The organism is Sphingobacterium sp. LRF_L2 (assembly GCF_965644235.1).
Lineage (GTDB): Bacteria > Bacteroidota > Bacteroidia > Sphingobacteriales > Sphingobacteriaceae > Sphingobacterium.
This window is the reverse complement of the sequence record NZ_CBFFRI010000012.1, coordinates 33295-49405: the sequence shown is the minus strand read 5'-3', so window position 1 is coordinate 49405 and position 16111 is coordinate 33295. Positions and strand designations below refer to the sequence as shown.

Below are 16111 nucleotides of genomic sequence, written 5' to 3'. Positions count from 1 at the left end.
ATTAAATAAATTCCTTAAATAAAACTTCATCTGAAGTTAACATCATCCCACTAATACTGTGCTTTAGTCGATGATGGCACCTTCGATAGTCGTTCTTTTATCGTTTTCTCCATGTATCGTTGATAATCTCTAAAAAGATCCACTGTCCGCGCTTCACCTATTCGAATAGACATTTTAGGATCATTGAAGACCCCTGGAAATTGATAACAAAGAATCTTCTCGAAATTCTGAAAACGATTGAGGTCACGAACAATCTCCGCCACTGGGCGAGGATAGAGCGATTGATCCTCATTAAAAAGAAAAGTTTCCAAATCAAACCACAGGTGTGCCCCTGCGCGATCACAAAGAGATTGCAAAAGATCAGCCGATTCCTTGCCCGTCAAATCTCCTTTCGGCATACGAGCAAAACCAAAAGGACAAAGAATATCAAGATTTTGCAACAGCGCAGGATAAGTATCCAGCCCTGCAGGCACTTGCATACTATTAGTGGCAAGCATCACCGGCTTTGCAGGAGCAATCTGGTTACAATATGTCTTGAACTCCCGGAAAAAGTCAACAATTTCTTTTTTTCGTTCCATGCGTTTCACTTCGCTGTGCTCCCAATTGTCCAGGTTACCACCACTTTCTTCAGAAACATAGAAACCATAGAAAGAAGCGTGGTGACCATATTTTTCCCAAAGCTCCTTTGCGACTATTTTATGCCATTCCAAGGATTCCGGTGTAAAGTCGAACCAAGCAAACATCCCTACCCCTACAAAAACATGCATATTCAATTTATCAGCCTCATCGAGGATTGCCTCTACAGGATCATTCGCCGCAATTGGAACACGCTCTGGATAGCGCTTCGATGGATAAAAGGCTTTTCCTTTGTAAGATTCTACTGTAGTTTGATGTTTACCCACATACTCTTCGTTGCGGAAAACCTCCTGGATGACCACAATATCCATCTTCAGTTTATGCATCGCCTGTACCATCTCGCGCCACTGCCCGTCGGTCATTTTCTTGATATCCGTATTCCAATGCTTTCCTTCCGTTTCGCTCCAATGATATATACCTGCCCAAGCACCATCGATCAGACCTGTTGAGCGTTGTGTAGAAGAAATAACTTCAATATCACGCACCTTTCTGTATGTTTTTTCACCATCCTTCACGACAAGAATAATCCGATTATTGCCAATCCGATCTTGCGTTGGCAGGATATGTTTAACTTCATAAGCCTGCTGAGGTAAAAGCTCTTTCTTTACGTAATGCAGTAGATTTTCTGGTCGCTCATCTCCTATGTAAATCGACAGTTCCACCATTTTCGTCCGTTGTTGCTCATTTCTTAAACCCGCCCGGATGTCCAGATCCACCTGATTAGTAATTGTTGTTGGCGGAATCAAAGTCAGCGATATCCCCTCTTGCGCCGTTCCTACCAAAGGCTTTACAAGCACCATTAACAAGCAGAGGAAAACAAATTTTATCAAATTATTCATATCGTGTATCTGTAGATTTTTGTTGATTAATAAGTTGCAATAAAAGTTCAGGTTCGTCCGTTGTGATCCAATCCACCCCACTTTTCATAAACGTACGAAGATCCTCTTCACTGTTTACCGTCCATACATTAGTCGACAGGCCCGCATGCTTTGCCCGTTCAACGAGTCCCGGATCGTTCCTATAATGATAAAAGTCATAATCAAGCCCCATAATACCATCCGACTTAAGTTCTTCAACCGATTTATTTCCATACAGATAAGCAGTATGTGCACTCGGATCAAGTTTCATGATCCGCTGGAGTACAGCATAATCAAAACTGATATACTCGACATAACCTTGCGCATGGAGACGATGCACTACTGCAACTACTGAATCGGCAAGCTCTTGACTCCTGCCCGTGGGTGATGCTTTAATTTCCAGAACCATTTTTGTTCGGTTCTGCTGTTTAGCAACCGTGATAAAGTCGACTAAGGTAGGTACAGGATCCCCTCCTTTCGCCGTAGCGGCATAGAGTTCTTTTGCTGTAGATTCCTCTACAGCAAGCCCCCCAATATGGGGATCGTGCGAGAGCACCACAACACGGTCTTTGGATAACCAAACATCAAATTCCGAACCTGCACACCCCAGTAGAGCAGCCTGCTGAAAAGAGCGGATAGAGTTCTGCATTACGCCCTGCTTACGCCAAGCTCCCCGATGTGCAATGACCTTGTTCTTAAGAAACTCATCCTTTACCAGTTCGACGGCATAGGATTTACCCTCGATATCCAGGAGTAGCCCGTACGCATGAATTCCATCATTTGCAAGTACTTGTTTTTTGCGTCGAAGAAAGATCTCTCCCTTCTTATTCAAACGGAAAAGCGCAGCGGTGTCCCTACTTATTTTTATCTTTCCCCTCGTATCGGCCACTGGAACTAAAACAGAAGCGATATACGCCCCCCGTTTATCCAATGGGACTTTATAACTACTCAAAAGAAGGACATCTATTTGAGCCAAGAGTACAGCATTGGGAAAGCACAGCAAGCAGAGTAAAAAAACTATAATCTTTCCTTTCCGGTTATTTTCTTTATTGAACATATGTCTTGTATTTATTTCCAAATCCATCCTCCACAACAATCATCAATTCGGCTTTGCCACTTATTGGTTTCGCAGAAAACAAATGATCCGTTGGAGTCGTCCAGATCCAGTCGTAAGCATATTTACTTTTATTCTTGATGATTTCGTTCCTGGTTTGCGGATCGTGCCCTACGAACTGCTTCATTTCTCCGGCATATACGCCATCCTCATACCAGGACACCCGCCATGTTGGATCATAATTCCATACCAGCACTGTCAATTCTTCTGGATGGTCAGGATTTTCTCCCACAGCATAGGCCCTGCATTGCATATCGTCAGGCCAACCTAGGGTCTTATATTTCCAGGAAAGGCTATCTCCTTGTGCGACATAAACGCTATATCCTACAGGTGTACCATCAGCACAAAAATTTCTTTCCTGCCAAAAGATACCCGATATCGAAGCCTGATTATGCTCCCACAACTGCGGCGCTAGTAGAAAATGATCCTGTAAATGCGTGTGTCCAGAAAGGAAATGTACTTTATAGCCTTCGAGCAAAGCATAAAGATCATCGGCATTGGAGACCGTTTGTGCAGGTGAAATTTTACGAAAACTCTTACTTACCGAAGGTATATGATACATGAGCACCACGGTACTCCCCAAAGGTACCTGTTCAAGATCCTGCGCCAACCAACGAAATTGTTCTTCGTCTATATAGCCCCTATACGTAGCAGCAGGAGCCACATGAAAAACATTATCAAGTACCACATAATGTATTTCTCCTCGATTAAAAGCATAATATCGAGGACCGAAATGTGCTTCGTAGACCGCAGCAGTATTCAAATCCCCATCTAATGCAAAATCGTGGTTTCCCTTACAGTAGAAAAATGGCACATCAGCCTCCGAAAAAGCATGCTTAACCCCAGCAAAGAGATCGAAACGATCTCCCACCATATCGCCCGTAATCATGCCATGCACCGAGAGCCCACGAAAAGCGGTATCACAATATTCCTTTATATCCCTCGCGAAAGAACGGCAGCCCTCGACATCCGCTTCCTTGTAGACCTGTGGGTCGCCCATGACAATAAAAGCATGGTTGGTATCATCGCCGATCGATTCCAAAACAAAATCATAAGAGCATGCCACATGCTCCTTCGCTAGCGGGTAGAAAAAATGTGTATTATTCCTCTTTGGCATTTGAAATCCAGCCGGAAGAGTGATGTAAATAAATGTAGATCGATCTGATGGTATAATGCGATATTGCCCCTCTTCATTGGACAGCACAACGGTATATCCATCGGTAACCATTACATTTGCCAATGGAAGCCCATCGGTCGTCCGCACCTGCCCTCTTCGTTCCACCGTCGACACAGGCATTGCTGTCGACAAGCCCACTATACACAAGAAGAACGTATGAAGTAGGACTAATCTAATCATGCTTATATTGATTTTTACTTGACGATAAAAAGCATAAACGAGGTCGCCGCACAGCAGCAGGATATCCCTTTCTTTGCGCCGAAATCTTGATTTCAATTGAAACGACAAATCTTATCATAACAGGCATCTTGATTGTTAAAGAGGCCGGCTCCGAAGAGCCAGCTTCAAACTAAACAACTTGTACAACATCTTTACAGGCAATATTTTCGAGCACTTTCCAACACTGGTAAAGCCCTCGAGGAACATGGAAGCAGCCCTTCCATTTACCTCCCTTTAGCGGCAATAATACCTCGCCTTGCCGATTCAGGTAACCAAACCATTCTGGGTAATCCGTATCCTTGAAATGTTTCCAGGTATAATCGTGTACCTTTTCAAACCAAATCAAACATTCTTGCGATCCAGTTAGCTGATACCCCTTGATCAATGAGATCAACGTCTCAATATGTACCCACCAAAGTTTCTGATCCCATTCCAACTGTTGCGGCGGATGCCCCGAACGATCCATAAAGTAAAAAATGCCACCAAACTGTTTATCCCATCCGTACTCGAGCATATTTAACGTGATTTGCGTAGCCTGTTGAATCAGGTCCTCACGCTTTAAGCGTTGCCCCAAATCCATAATGAACCACATCGCCTCAATCGCGTGTCCTGGATTCACCAAACGTCCTTCAAAAGTATCGGACAACTGCCCATCCAAGGTTACATTTTCCAATACGATACCACCAAGCTCCGGCCGATAAAAAACGTCCAATACTTCATGTAGACAATTATTGATCAGACCATCCAACAATTCCGCTGGCAAAAGGTGTTCAATCTCCAAGGCAAGATTGCATAATATCATAGGAAGGGCAAAATTCTTCAAGCTTCTGCTGCCTGGCACAGCCTTGTTCCACTTTCCTTTAGGGTTGTCAAGTTTCGCACGGATCCTTGCAAACGTTTCTTTTGCAACATCAGCATAGCGTGAGTTGCCCGTAGCGAGATGTAATTGACCAAAAGCAATAGTTGCGAAGGTGTAAGAAAAAATATTGTAAGGCTCCACCAAGGGTCCGCCCTGTCGATCCAATGCAAAATACCAATTGTAGTCTCCATCATGACCATATTGCAGTAAAAATGCAGCACCATGTTCTGCGGCCTCCAGCCAATCTTTCTTTTTTTCGACCTTGTTATACATACTCGCAAACATGTACACCTCTCTCGCTTGCAGCCAGATAAACTTATCGGTATCAAACACTTTCCCTGTTCTATCCAAGCAACTGTAATACCCGCCATACTCCCGATCCAAGGAATTTTCTAACCAAAAGGGCAATACATTGTCCAACAGTTCCGTTTGGTACTGTTCACTAAATTTCTTAAAATCCATTTATAGTCTAATTATTCTTTATTATATCGCTTATAATAAGGGGTTAATGAATCCAATGTCGTTCAATATCTTCTAAAGATTTCCCTGTCGTTTCGGGAACAAGCTTCCAAACAATCAGCATGTAGGGCACACACATCCCTGCAAAGAGGAAAAAAGTTCCTCCTGGGCTTAATATCTCCAACAGCCAAGGCGTCAGCTGACCGATCAAGTACGTCCCCAGCCAAAGCGAAAGTCCCGCGATAGACATAGCCAATCCACGAATAGAATTCGGGTACATTTCTGAAAGCAAGACCCAAATCACCGCAGAAATAGAAATGGCACAGCAAAACACGTAGGCCAGAAAACAGATCAACATAAATAAACTCGGAAGACCGATAGCGGTGCCCCAGAAAAAATAAAAGCCGATCAGTAGAAGGAAAACAATCATCCCCGAAACGCCCAGATATACCAGTTTTTTACGACCGATCCGGTCAATAATAAAGACAGCGAGTATGGTCGTCAACACATTCACCAACCCCACGATGACCTGGTAAAACAGGGAGTCTCCACCAGAAATACCACTGCTTTCGAAGATGGTAGGTCCATAATAGAGAACTGCATTTACGCCCATAAACTGCCCTAAAATCGCTATCGCCGCACCTATCCATACCGCTTTCCGAACCCCCGGTTTACCCAAAAGCTTCCAATCCACCTTTTTGTCACCCGTACTCGCATCCTGAATTTTTTGAACCTCGAACAAAGCCGTATTTTCCGAACCATAAATTCGCTGGAATACAGCCTTGGCTTTTTTCGTTTTACCATGCATAACGAGCCAACGAGGGCTTTCCGGTATCAAGAAAATGATGATAAAGAAAAAGACGGCCGGTAGGCCAGACACGCCAAGCATTCCACGCCAAACCTCCTGATGAAACACCAAACGAAGCCAGCTACTTTGCAGATTTACCGCTTCACCCATAGCATATTCCATCAGGATATAATTTACCACATAGGCCCCAAGAAAACCAATAGTCACAGCCAATTGATACAAGGAAACCAACCTACCCCGATACTGAGGTACCGCCAATTCAGAAATATACATTGGGGAAATAATCGAAACCACCCCAATACCAATTCCTCCAATGATACGCGCATAAATAAGTTGATTAAAATCGGCAGAAATCATACAATAAGCTGCCGACACGGCGAACAATATCGCACTGATGAACAAGGTTTTGCGACGACCAAAGCGATCCCCAAGATACCCGCCACAAGAGACGCCAGCAATCGAGCCCACCAAGGCACAGCCTACATACCAGCCTTGAGCAACGGTATCCAAACCATACTGTGTAGTAATCTGCGCAATAGTTCCTGATATAACCGCAGTATCGTATCCAAATAAAAATCCGCCTATAGCGGCCACAACGGAAAGAAAACCAATATAATTTAAGTTTATCCTTTTCTTGTTCATATCTATCATATTATTCATTAGGTATTTGGTGTAGTATTTTTAGCTGTTAAAAAATTGTATATAACGGTCGTATAGATGTGCCGCTTGCCCATAAGCGGACTGTGGACTCATAAAATGTGAAAATTCAAACGTAATAGCCTTTTCGTAGTTTGCCCGTTTAGCAGCCTCGAGCTTCAGGCGGAGTTTATCAAATTTAATGGGCAAGAACTTAATCGGCATATCCCGGTCAAAAGTCTCTGCATTCGTCCAGCAGGAAATACCATACCGGTCGGCCAGTTTCTTATTAACGGTAAAAAAACTATCTAGCTCATTATAATCGATATGCCCATCTTGAAACGCACAAGCATCGATAACACCCTTTATGCCATCAAATATTTCTGACCAATCTTCCTCATGTTGGCGAACGCTTACCGCATCCGATTTTGAAAGCATCTGTGCAGAAGCCATCACAGCTTTTTTTCCATCGATCCAAGGTGAGATAAACGTAGGCAATCCATTTGAAATAGACTTACACAACGTACCTAACTCCCGAAATGCAGCAATAGAACCCTTGGTTTTACGGCTGATCTCCCCACTGATATACCAGCCCGCAAAACTTGTATACTTCTTGCCATATTTTGTCCAAACCTCTTCCAGCACATACTTGTTGTGCTCCACTTCCCGGTATAAATCACCCGTATCCCAATAAACGCCGGAATCATATAAACCAAAATAAAACTGCATACCATACTTCTCGGCCAAGCGTAAAAACATATCAAGAAGATCAACGGAGGGCTGATAACAGCCTTTTGATAATAAGTAAGCGGATGGATAAGTGAGAAATTTGCGATAGCCAGCACGAATCAAAATAACTGTATCGATCCCCATTTTTCTCATATACCTAAAATCGAGATCCCATTCAGCTTCGCCCCAATTTTGGTGCGGAATATCATGAGATATCTCATCCAGAAATGTCGCCGTAATTGGAAGTGCTGCCTTCGAATCCACCAAAAGGCGATCCTGAATAGCCGCATCAACAAGAAGCCTATTTTCAGCATCCGACAAAACATTCTGATCCCGGCAGGCCTGGAACAACAATGAAGTTGCACCACCTAACATACCAGTCTGCATCGTTTGTTTAAGAAATTTTCTACGGTTCTGCTTATCCATAATTTTATCAGTTGCAATCGTCCTATCGAAAATATCACCTTTCACATTGTACGTCGTTGAAGACAAAGCTAAATTAAAAATAATTTTTAATAACAAAAGCATATATTATTAAATATTTTTAATAACTAAGTTTATTTGTAAAAATTTAATAATATATTAATCATATATAAACATAAGATTCAATATATATATTTTAATTTCTTAGATTTGTTACTCACAATTTGAATCTGCATGACATTTTTTGAGCATATCGATGACGAAAGCATTTCGGGAGTAGCCTATAAAAACAATTCTATCAAGAAGAGTATCATTGCCATATTATCGATGTATGGTAATAATACAATAGCCGAATTAAGCAAAGAATTGAAGCTCAGTGTCCCTAAGATTACGAATGTAGTCAATGAATTGATCGAAGAAGGGTTGGTTAAAGATTACGGGAAGTCGACAACCGTGAGCGGTAGAAAACCGAATATTTACGGATTGTTACCCACTTCTGGTTTTTTCGTCGGTGTAGATGTAAAGCACAACCATGTAAATATAGGATTGATTGACCTGAACAAAGAGGTTGTCTCTATTGCCGAGAATCTGCCTTATCAGTTGGCCAATAACCAAGGATCACTGGACGATCTATGTCAGGTTATCAAAGATTTTATTAAAAAGTCAGGCGTTCCGAAAGAGAAAATTTTGGCTCTCGGTTTGAACCTCAGTGGAAGGATTAATTACAAGACAGGGTACAGTTACAGTTTCTTTCACTTTAGTGAAACGCCATTGAGCAAGTATCTGGAGGAAACATTGAAGATAAAAACCTTTATCGAAAATGATTCTCGTGCGATGGCTTATGGCGAGTTTATGTCGGGAGTAGTCAAGCAAGAGAAAAATGTACTTTTTCTTAATTTAGACTATGGTATTGGCATGGGAACGTTGATTAACGGACAAATCTATTATGGACAATCTGGTTTTGCAGGAGAGTTTGGCCACATCCCGATGTTTGATAATGAGATTATTTGTCATTGCGGCAAAAAGGGCTGTCTAGAAACCGAAGCGTCGGGGCGCGCACTAAAAGATCTATTTATCCAAAAAGTAAGAGAAGGTTACGCGACCACGCTAACACAGTCTGTGGCCATAGACGAGATCAACCTGAGCCACATCATCTCAGCCATACACAACGATGATGTACTAGCCATCGAATTATTGGCCAAAATCGGTGAAAAACTAGGACGAGCAATCGCCATTTTGATTAACCTATACAACCCAGAGTTAATTATTCTTGGCGGATCGTTAGCACAAACAAATGACTATATCTTACTTCCGATAAAAAGTGCCATCAATAAATATTCGTTGAACCTAGTCAGCACAGATACCAAAATCAAGTTATCCTTACTTCAGGAAAAAGCTGGTGTAATTGGCGCCTGCCTGCTCGTCAGAGACAGACTTCTTGATATCAATGTTTAAAAAGGATAATTTTAAGAACAAACATAAAATTTCTAGCATATAAAGACTACGTCATCCGGAGTCTCTCGTTTTTAGTTTTTTTCTATATGCTTTAAATATTCCAACAAATCCATTGCTGAATCTAACCCTAACTTTTGTTTTAATCTATATTTGGTCATTCGCACACTTTTAGGTTCCACATTTAGGATATTTGCAATTTGTTTGGTCTCCATGCCAAGATAAAAATATGCACAATATTTTAAGTCAAGTGATGTAAGTTTCTGCTTTGCGTGTTCGTTAAGGGTTTGAAAGAAATTCGGATGAATTTCCTTAATCTGGAATTTAGCCTTTTCAAAATCATTATCCAACAAGTTTTCTTCCCGGATAATTTGCTTTAGATCTACCGCTTTATCGGCGTCCAATTTATCTTTCAATTGCTTAAGTATATCGTTCTTATGTTGTATATGTAGCTGATTTGCCATCACTTCACCTTGCAGCTTTTGCTGTTGCAAGGCCAATAACTGCTGTTCAGCCTTCAGCCGTGATTGTTCTTCTTTTTCAAATTTCAGCAGTAATTCCGCTTCCTGTTTTTCGGTCGCCAGTTTCTTTTCCTGCTCCAACGAATAGCGCAATCTAAAATGATAGGAACGAAACATGAAGAATGCTCCAATAAGCCCAATACATCCCAAACCTACGTACAAAAGCTTCTGTTTTCGTTGATTTTGCTCACGTTCTTTCAGGATCTGTATTTCCCTTTCTTTTTTTTCAGATTGATACTGTACCTCTAATTTTTTCACCGCTTCGGCTTCAGATTGGTTGAACAACAACGCCCTGTACTCGTCATATTTTTTCTGAAATTCAAGTGCTTTTTTAAGATTGCCCTTACGTTCGTAAATAGCAGAAAGGTCACCTACAACACGTGACATAATATGATAATAAATAGGATTTTGGGTAAGCATAACGGCATAAGCCTGTAGCATGTACTCTTCTGCTTTATCCAGATCGCCATCCCGCTTTGCTAAATTCGATAACATACCCAAACTTGCAGTTTGAGTTGCCTGTGCATGAGGTAACTTTGACGAGATCAATAACGATTCATTTATATTATGGACAATCTGATGGCGAATAGCTGAAGTTAGTTCTTTGGAATAAGTCAATAAATAGCTCGCTTTATTGTTCCTTGCAATACTATAACTGTAATCACTGACCTGGCCCGGAAATTTTTTATACAGTGAAGCCCCCTTCTCACAATAATCTAAAACAGCCTGAAAATCTACTATAGACTTTGATTTTTCATATTGATAGGTAGAAACCACAGCCATGGCAGAATAAGCATTACTCAAATCGTTTTTATTTCCCGATTGCAATGCTGCTTCCACGGCCTTCTGCGCATATTTTTTAGAATTTTCTAGATCATTCCATTCGGTATAAATACCATATAGCTGATAATTAATTTTAAATTCCAATACAGGATTACCTTTGGTTTCTTCTAAAAGCGAGAGGGCGTTTAAACCATAATTCATCGCCTTTTTATAATCGTTCAGTGACTTTGATAAATAAAGCATGAAGTAAGCCCTGTAAGCCCCAGCTATTTTATCGTTGGTTTTCGATGAGCTAATCTTGACGGAGTCCAGGAAAACCTCCGCTTTGTCATACTTTTCCTGATTTACTAAAATCACACCCTCATTCACATAAGCTTTGGTTATTTCCGTTTGCGCTTTCTCATATTTAGCAAATTCCAAATATTGTTTATTGACAGACGAAGCACTATCGTATAGCATAGCAATGCGGTATTGCTCCACCAGTACATTGTACGTTTTCATTTTTTCTACTACACCGAGCTGGGCCTCATTTAAACGCCTGTTCAAACTGTCTATATAAGCATTTTGAGCGTTCAGATAATTAGTGATAAAGAAAAATAAAATGAATAGTATTTGGCTTTTCATCCAACAAAATTACAAAATCTGTAGATACAGCGTAGCGATAAACAAATTTACCAAATGCCAAAAATCAACATAAACAACTGATTGATAGAACATAAAAAATACTGTAGTCATTTTGTAGACGGTTGCTTTTTTTGTAGTAGTAGTTCTGTAGTTAGCAAAAAATAGCACTGTGCTAAAAAAAGAATCAAATTTGTTTTTCAAATCAATATCAAATTAAAAACAAAAAAGCAATGAACAACAAAACACTTTCAATCGTATCCTACATCACATTAATCGGATGGCTGATCGCCTATTTTTCAGGAAAAGAAAATGCAAACAGTTTACTTAAATATCATTTAAGGCAATCTTTTGGTTTACTCATTACGGGTATCATTTTTAATATCGCGATCGGAATTTTGATCAGTATTATGCCCTTTCTCTCGCTACTGAGTTATGTCGGAATCGTATTTCTAGGTTTATTAATTATAGGAATCATCAACTCGTCCAACGAAGTGGAAAAACCACTGCCTTTAATCGGCAAGTTGTTTGAAAAAAAATTCAGTTTTATCGGTTAAACCTTAAAAATTAGAAAAACATAAATAATCTATCTATGAAGAAGACCGTTCGCTATCTTTTACTCTTTCTATGCATCACATCGGTTTCCTGTCTTAAATTAGAAACAAATCCCGAGAAGATATTTACAACGATCGGGCTCAATGGCAATAAAATTCCATCTAACTTTAAGCGTGCATTCGACGAAATACGTGGTCAAAAAAAAATTGGAAATCTAAAAGCTTATTCTGAAACAGAAAAGAAATACGTAGCAGCTACAGCACAGGAATGTATAGCATCCAATTATCAAAATATATTCGAAGAGGATATCAAGAAAATAAAAGCATTATCTGCTGATGAAGAATCGCAGCCCATTATAGATAATGGGCTCGCGATGTTTCAATATGCAGACGAAATCTATAAAAATGAATACCCAATAATTGCTAAAATGATTGATGAGGGTATTCCGGACGAAGAAATAGATGCCGCGATAGCACAACTTGAGGCAACCAAAGGAGCGGAACTGGAAAGACTCCGTATAAGAACAATGGACTTACTGCTGCCATATGCAGATAAAAATGGGGTGGAATATGAAACGATAAATGGTCGATTTTAATCCTTTAAATCCATGTCAATCAAAAGTTAAAAAAAAGAGCGGAGAAATCCATTTGTACACATACAATGTCAAAATCATGAATCTAAAACATTTTAAGCGAGCGGGAAATCTGTACAAGATGAAGCCACAATACGGTTTCGGAATAATCCTCATTATCGGATTATTGTTGTCCGCATTCGGAGCCTACTATGCTGACATCAATGGGCTAATGTGGATCATGCTCACATTGGGCATACTGTCCCTTTGGGCTTTAATCAGCAAAAAGCTACATATTGCAATGGATAAAAGAGAATTATACGCAAAAGTCGGTTTAGTGAAACCACCCGTTTGCATTTCTATAGACAACATTCAGCGTTTCGAATTATTCACGATGTCTACTCATTTTTTCAAAACGAATGCTATACTCAGTGCGTATTATCTTGATGAGAACGGAAAAGAAAAAGCCATTCAGATCGCGCAAGGCTTTACCGTGAAAACCATGCAAAGTATCCTTAACGAAATGGAAGAAATCATCGGCGATGAAAGATAGGTATCAAATCGAGGAAAGCAGCTCCACTTTTTCGTTCAAGCCGTTTCATCACCGTCGAAGCAAGCTCAAATGGTACGTGCTGGCAATACTGATTTCGGGTGGGCTGTCCACTTATTATTACGAACCGATGAATGAACTGCTTCTAATCGTTAGCGCTACAATTCTTATCCTAACAGTCTGGTCCTTTCTTAAAGAAATACTGCTATACATTCCCATCAGATATACCTTCGAACGATCAACAAATGAAGTCTGTCGAAGTACATTATTTGTATCAAAAAGGAAAATCATGAAGCTAGATGAGATAGTTGTATACCAAAATTCCGAAATGGGTGGCTGGCAGTACAAAATGGGCAAAAAGAAAAGTCAATTTGTGAAGAGCTACGCAATCAGCGAATATTTTTCTAACAAAAAAAACAATGAAAAAACAATTGCTTTTGAATGTGCGATCTTGAATAGGATAGAACAAATGACAACAACATTATCATCAACAATTCCCGCTAACTCTGGGAGTTCTTCTTTTCATCACTAAAAAAATAAGGATGCTAAAATCGTATTTCATGTTCATATGCTTGTCTGTGAGCTTTTCGGGAGTCGCTCAACAATACCAATTGGATTCGGTGGTCCACCGCATAAATGGTACTCAATTTATCGCTTCACAGAAATATGATGCAAAAACAAAAAAAGCAGAACTTACCAGGTACAAACAAATAGAAACTCATGGAGCTATTCAAAATATAGAGCGTAGTCAAGTAACATATGATGACAAAGGCAACGAGATATACTATGTGTTTTCCATTTGGGACTCCATAAACAATACTTGGAATGAAGAAGAGAAAACAGAAAAAGAATACAATGCAGACAACAGATTGGTTCGTACCAGCATCCACAGCAAACAAAGCAACAGCTGGGTAAAAGTATCTGAAAACATACGATTATATACGCCAGATTCCATCGCAGAAACGGACTATGAAGTAAGGAACGATAAATTTACGCCCGTGCACAAAAACATATCGATCAATAATGCATTTGGGAAGGTCAAAATCCATAAAATATTCCATTGGAACGATGAAACGCAAAACTGGCTGCAACAGACACGAACAATGAACCTGTATCAAAACGACACCGTTCTGATCGGCTTTGAAACCTTACAATGGAAAGAAAACCAATGGCAAAAACAAGAAAAAGTGGATTATGTATTGGATAAAAATGGTAACAGAACAGATAGCTACACGCTTTATCATCCACATAACAACAACTGGATAGCTATCCTCAAGTTTGAAGAAGAGGTACATGATCCCCAAAACAAGAGAATAAGCCGCACGTATACATCTTCGAAAACCAATCGGCAATGGACGCTGCGTTCACAAACGGAAACGTATTTCAATAATAGCGGCAAAAAACAAGATGTATTGTTTTCAGAATTGGACACATCAACCCATCAATTAAAACTTCAATTGGAACAGATGCACTTGTACGATCGAGCTGGGCGCTTGACGCTTTTTCAGGATTTTGACTATGCGAATGAAAGAATAACAGGAACACAAAACACTGTCAAATTTGGTAAAGAAGGAAACGTCATTCAAGAAGATATGTACGAATGGGATATGGAGCATAATACTTGGATCGAGAAGATGACCACCAAAATTGAATACGACCAAAACATCGAATTGGATACCACTTTGGAAGCACACAAAAATTCGGATCTATTTGGCTTGAACGAGCACAACTACAGCACGAATAAATACGCACCAAAGCACGTGAAAATATACAAATACCAAGGCGGAGAACAAGTGATACAGGAAGAATTTGACTATTTTTATTCCCTATGCAGGTAAACTTATCAAACTTATGTTATGCTCCTGCACTAAAGGATAAATAGGCTCTCTCCTATTCGGGATGCCAAAAACGGGACAACGAACAATATCCATCCATCCTAGTATACCTACAGTTTCCAGTTCCTTCGCTTCTCCGGGCTTATCGCAGCGGATAATTTTCTCAAAAGTGTCTTGATCACCAAACAACAAGGCTTTGCTAGCCATCATCCAATGTTCCGCCGTCTTGTAAGTAATGTCATCAACTACAAAAGGAGATGGAAACCATTGGCTGAAACAGGATTTACCCACCTCTTCATTGTATTTATTGATATGCCCCCAAAAGAAAATAAACTTAAGGGTATCATCGCTTTCATACTTCTGTAGCAACCAATCTATATCGTAATGTGTTTTCATATACCGTCAAGGATAGCTGACGGCAAAACTATTCAATTTTTATAGTAAAAAATGTTATTTATGCACAAATAATTGTTAACTCATTTACATTTAGCTGAAATTATCTAAGCTGTAAATGTATAGCAAGGTACGTTCATAGGTATCAATCTTTTTCACTTCATTTAATTGTCCCACAAAAATGCCGTGATCATTCGCAAAACTATCGCCCCTTCGATTGCTGACCGATCTATCTGTGTTAAACAGATCGTCTGAATTCCCGTAATCTGCCTTTTATCAACTACAACTCAAATATATCCTATTGGATTTATTACATAATTAAATAACAGCATGTCATCAGACGTTAACGCCAACTTCTTGCAGAATGCTTTTCTCGCTATCTGTATGAAAATAGATGTTTCCGGCTGTTATCTGATCTAGCCAAATCAGCGGCTGCTTTTTCATTTTTATTGTATCTGTTGTCAATGTATTTAAGTTTATTCTAACAATACGAAAACCTGAAACTAGAATATTTTTAAACAAACGCGGGACATACATTATATTTTCTTCAAAAAGAACCGGCCCTCCATATTGCCCAATAATATGACGACCGTCAATAACTAGACTACCTATTTGAGGAGCCCCTTGTGTTATCTCTGTTAAACCAAAAAATTTTATTTCATGATCGAGATGTGTTATCTCCGACATAAAATCCCAAGGTGTTTGAAAATTTTCCATCTTTTTATTATTGTTGAAGACTGATTGATAACATCTTTAGAAAAAAAATTAAACTTAAAAAAGCATATGTGGAAACTCATTTTTACCTAACAGAATATTCTTACCATTAAAATACATCACTCCGCCTTTTTCATCTTTATCACATTTAACATTTAAAAATCCACCTTGAATTATCGATTTTTTCATTATCTATTCT

16 protein-coding genes are annotated in these 16111 nt (G+C 39.7%); 6 read left to right on the top strand and 10 right to left on the bottom strand.

Features of this window, described 5'->3' with window-relative positions:
* Positions 1-50: 50 nt before the first annotated feature.
* From ACSZOX_RS20790 to ACSZOX_RS20765, 6 genes are all read right to left on the bottom strand, one after another.
* On the bottom strand, positions 51-1475 hold the full coding sequence (locus ACSZOX_RS20790; RefSeq protein WP_437922131.1) for a DUF4434 domain-containing protein: 1425 nt from the start codon (positions 1473-1475) through the stop codon (positions 51-53).
* Complete coding sequence (locus ACSZOX_RS20785) at positions 1468-2550, bottom strand: glycerophosphodiester phosphodiesterase (protein ID WP_437922130.1); 1083 nt, start codon at positions 2548-2550, stop codon at positions 1468-1470. The genes ACSZOX_RS20790 and ACSZOX_RS20785 overlap by 8 nt, the downstream gene beginning before the upstream one ends.
* The gene (locus ACSZOX_RS20780) at positions 2540-3964 is read right to left on the bottom strand and encodes a calcineurin-like phosphoesterase C-terminal domain-containing protein (RefSeq protein WP_437922129.1); all 1425 of its coding nucleotides are present in this window, start codon (positions 3962-3964) and stop codon (positions 2540-2542) included. Before ACSZOX_RS20780 ends, ACSZOX_RS20785 begins: the two co-directional genes overlap by 11 nt.
* A gap of 169 nt (positions 3965-4133) precedes the next feature.
* Positions 4134-5324, bottom strand: coding sequence for an AGE family epimerase/isomerase (locus ACSZOX_RS20775; protein WP_437922128.1), 1191 nt, complete (start codon positions 5322-5324; stop codon positions 4134-4136).
* Between the two features lie 43 nt (positions 5325-5367).
* Positions 5368-6771, bottom strand: coding sequence for a sugar porter family MFS transporter (locus tag ACSZOX_RS20770; RefSeq protein WP_437922127.1), 1404 nt, complete (start codon positions 6769-6771; stop codon positions 5368-5370).
* Between the two features lie 39 nt (positions 6772-6810).
* A complete protein-coding gene (locus ACSZOX_RS20765; RefSeq protein WP_437922126.1) occupies positions 6811-8022 on the bottom strand; it encodes a DUF4434 domain-containing protein in 1212 nt (403 codons plus the stop codon).
* A gap of 129 nt (positions 8023-8151) precedes the next feature.
* Between ACSZOX_RS20765 and ACSZOX_RS20760 the strand changes: the two genes are divergently transcribed.
* Complete coding sequence (locus ACSZOX_RS20760) at positions 8152-9372, top strand: ROK family transcriptional regulator (protein WP_437922125.1); 1221 nt, start codon at positions 8152-8154, stop codon at positions 9370-9372.
* Positions 9373-9443: 71 nt separating this feature from the next.
* Here ACSZOX_RS20760 and ACSZOX_RS20755 read toward each other — a convergent pair whose 3' ends face one another.
* Positions 9444-11297 carry a helix-turn-helix transcriptional regulator gene (locus ACSZOX_RS20755; RefSeq protein WP_437922124.1) on the bottom strand — a complete coding sequence of 618 codons (1854 nt, stop codon included), beginning with the start codon at positions 11295-11297 and terminating at the stop codon, positions 9444-9446.
* Positions 11298-11527: 230 nt separating this feature from the next.
* Between ACSZOX_RS20755 and ACSZOX_RS20750 the strand changes: the two genes are divergently transcribed.
* The 5 genes from ACSZOX_RS20750 (at position 11528) to ACSZOX_RS20730 (ending at position 14808) form a co-directional block, all read left to right on the top strand.
* Positions 11528-11851 carry a DUF4870 domain-containing protein gene (locus tag ACSZOX_RS20750; RefSeq protein WP_437922123.1) on the top strand — a complete coding sequence of 108 codons (324 nt, stop codon included), beginning with the start codon at positions 11528-11530 and terminating at the stop codon, positions 11849-11851.
* Positions 11852-11886: 35 nt separating this feature from the next.
* Positions 11887-12444, top strand: a complete 558-nt coding sequence (locus ACSZOX_RS20745; protein WP_437922122.1) for a hypothetical protein — start codon at positions 11887-11889, stop codon at positions 12442-12444.
* Positions 12445-12520: 76 nt separating this feature from the next.
* Complete coding sequence (locus ACSZOX_RS20740; RefSeq protein ID WP_437922121.1) at positions 12521-12973, top strand: hypothetical protein; 453 nt, start codon at positions 12521-12523, stop codon at positions 12971-12973.
* On the top strand, positions 12963-13502 hold the full coding sequence (locus ACSZOX_RS20735) for a hypothetical protein (RefSeq protein ID WP_437922120.1): 540 nt from the start codon (positions 12963-12965) through the stop codon (positions 13500-13502). Before ACSZOX_RS20740 ends, ACSZOX_RS20735 begins: the two co-directional genes overlap by 11 nt.
* A 28-nt stretch (positions 13503-13530) precedes the next feature.
* On the top strand, positions 13531-14808 hold the full coding sequence (locus ACSZOX_RS20730; RefSeq protein WP_437922119.1) for a hypothetical protein: 1278 nt from the start codon (positions 13531-13533) through the stop codon (positions 14806-14808).
* Here the strand turns inward: ACSZOX_RS20730 and ACSZOX_RS20725 are convergent.
* The 3 genes from ACSZOX_RS20725 to ACSZOX_RS20715 all read right to left on the bottom strand — a co-directional run bounded on the left by ACSZOX_RS20725 (position 14797) and on the right by ACSZOX_RS20715 (position 16101).
* Positions 14797-15201: an NADAR family protein gene (locus ACSZOX_RS20725; protein WP_437922118.1), complete on the bottom strand. Its 405-nt coding sequence runs from the start codon at positions 15199-15201 to the stop codon at positions 14797-14799. The two genes, ACSZOX_RS20730 and ACSZOX_RS20725, sit on opposite strands and share 12 nt — an antisense overlap.
* A gap of 333 nt (positions 15202-15534) precedes the next feature.
* The gene (locus ACSZOX_RS20720; RefSeq protein ID WP_437922117.1) at positions 15535-15915 is read right to left on the bottom strand and encodes a hypothetical protein; all 381 of its coding nucleotides are present in this window, start codon (positions 15913-15915) and stop codon (positions 15535-15537) included.
* Between the two features lie 54 nt (positions 15916-15969).
* Positions 15970-16101: a hypothetical protein gene (locus ACSZOX_RS20715; RefSeq protein WP_437922116.1), complete on the bottom strand. Its 132-nt coding sequence runs from the start codon at positions 16099-16101 to the stop codon at positions 15970-15972.
* Positions 16102-16111 lie beyond the last annotated feature (10 nt).

Bases quoted from the DNA above. Each gene is read 5' to 3' on its own strand.
- ACSZOX_RS20740 (WP_437922121.1), top strand. From the start codon at position 12,521: ATGAATCTAAAACATTTTAAGCGAGCGGGAAATCTGTACAAGATGAAG.
- ACSZOX_RS20730 (WP_437922119.1), top strand. From the start codon at position 13,531: ATGTTCATATGCTTGTCTGTGAGCTTTTCGGGAGTCGCTCAACAATAC.
- ACSZOX_RS20735 (WP_437922120.1), top strand. From the start codon at position 12,963: ATGAAAGATAGGTATCAAATCGAGGAAAGCAGCTCCACTTTTTCGTTC.
- ACSZOX_RS20750 (WP_437922123.1), top strand. From the start codon at position 11,528: ATGAACAACAAAACACTTTCAATCGTATCCTACATCACATTAATCGGA.
- ACSZOX_RS20755 (WP_437922124.1), bottom strand. From the start codon at position 11,297: ATGAAAAGCCAAATACTATTCATTTTATTTTTCTTTATCACTAATTAT.
- ACSZOX_RS20785 (WP_437922130.1), bottom strand. From the start codon at position 2,550: ATGTTCAATAAAGAAAATAACCGGAAAGGAAAGATTATAGTTTTTTTA.
- ACSZOX_RS20725 (WP_437922118.1), bottom strand. From the start codon at position 15,201: ATGAAAACACATTACGATATAGATTGGTTGCTACAGAAGTATGAAAGC.
- ACSZOX_RS20745 (WP_437922122.1), top strand. From the start codon at position 11,887: ATGAAGAAGACCGTTCGCTATCTTTTACTCTTTCTATGCATCACATCG.
- ACSZOX_RS20790 (WP_437922131.1), bottom strand. From the start codon at position 1,475: ATGAATAATTTGATAAAATTTGTTTTCCTCTGCTTGTTAATGGTGCTT.
- ACSZOX_RS20770 (WP_437922127.1), bottom strand. From the start codon at position 6,771: ATGAACAAGAAAAGGATAAACTTAAATTATATTGGTTTTCTTTCCGTT.
- ACSZOX_RS20715 (WP_437922116.1), bottom strand. From the start codon at position 16,101: ATGAAAAAATCGATAATTCAAGGTGGATTTTTAAATGTTAAATGTGAT.
- ACSZOX_RS20775 (WP_437922128.1), bottom strand. From the start codon at position 5,324: ATGGATTTTAAGAAATTTAGTGAACAGTACCAAACGGAACTGTTGGAC.
- ACSZOX_RS20765 (WP_437922126.1), bottom strand. From the start codon at position 8,022: ATGCTTTTGTTATTAAAAATTATTTTTAATTTAGCTTTGTCTTCAACG.
- ACSZOX_RS20780 (WP_437922129.1), bottom strand. From the start codon at position 3,964: ATGATTAGATTAGTCCTACTTCATACGTTCTTCTTGTGTATAGTGGGC.
- ACSZOX_RS20720 (WP_437922117.1), bottom strand. From the start codon at position 15,915: ATGGAAAATTTTCAAACACCTTGGGATTTTATGTCGGAGATAACACAT.
- ACSZOX_RS20760 (WP_437922125.1), top strand. From the start codon at position 8,152: ATGACATTTTTTGAGCATATCGATGACGAAAGCATTTCGGGAGTAGCC.